General features: G+C 26.2%; 1 protein-coding gene. It reads left to right on the top strand.

The window, feature by feature from the left end:
* Nucleotides 1–820, top strand: an 820-nt coding sequence (locus tag D8877_RS12235) for a glycosyltransferase-like membrane protein (RefSeq protein WP_185760227.1), incomplete at both ends; no start/stop codon positions are given.

Below are 820 nucleotides of genomic sequence, written 5' to 3'. Positions count from 1 at the left end.
CATCTGCTGATACTACTATAGTATTTAATATTGCTACAAATGTTTCATTTGCTCAAACAACAGATTATATTTCGCAAAATCCTAATAATTTTCTCCTAGTTCTTTGGTTTAAATTGAATTATATTTTTGCTGGAAATAATTTATTATTTATACTTGCTTTATGGAATATAATTTTTATTGATTCTTCTATAGCCATAATTTATAAGATAAATAAAATGGTGATTGGTGCCAAAATTGCGAATCTTTCCTTTTTAATAATGAGTTTAATTTTGGGATTCTCACCTCAGTATATTTATACTTATTCAGATACTATTACTCTATTTCTATTAACCCTATTTATTTATAGTGTTTGTAAACTTATCCTTGATAAAACAAGCATACGATATAGCTTGTGTTCGGGTATATTTCTTGGATTTGCAACTGGTTTTCGTCCTACCGTTCTAATATTTTTAATTTCATTTGCCATTGTTATAATTTTTATTTTTTTAAGAGGTAATATACAAAAATATCTGAAATCATATTTGAGGTCTATATTGGTATTTTCAGCAGCATTTGCTATGACGATGTTATTGACATCAAGTATTCTCAATTACCAGTCTGTTGTGAAGTATGAAGCTAATAAAAGTCGTACAATGCTATATTATGTTAATCTTGGTTTGACATATAGTGGAAATATTCATTCAGAGCTATCAGAAGAAATTCTAAATTCTGAGGGAAAAGACAGAAATAGAATTGCTATAAATGAAATTAAAAGTAGATTGAAAAATTATAATTTTGAAACTTTTATAGGGCATTTATTTTACAAATATTATTGGATGAC

The organism is Streptococcus sanguinis, assembly GCF_003943735.1.
In the GTDB taxonomy this organism is placed as follows: domain Bacteria; phylum Bacillota; class Bacilli; order Lactobacillales; family Streptococcaceae; genus Streptococcus; species Streptococcus sanguinis_E.
Note: the sequence above shows the minus strand (reverse complement) of the source record. Positions and strands in the feature narration are given on the sequence as shown.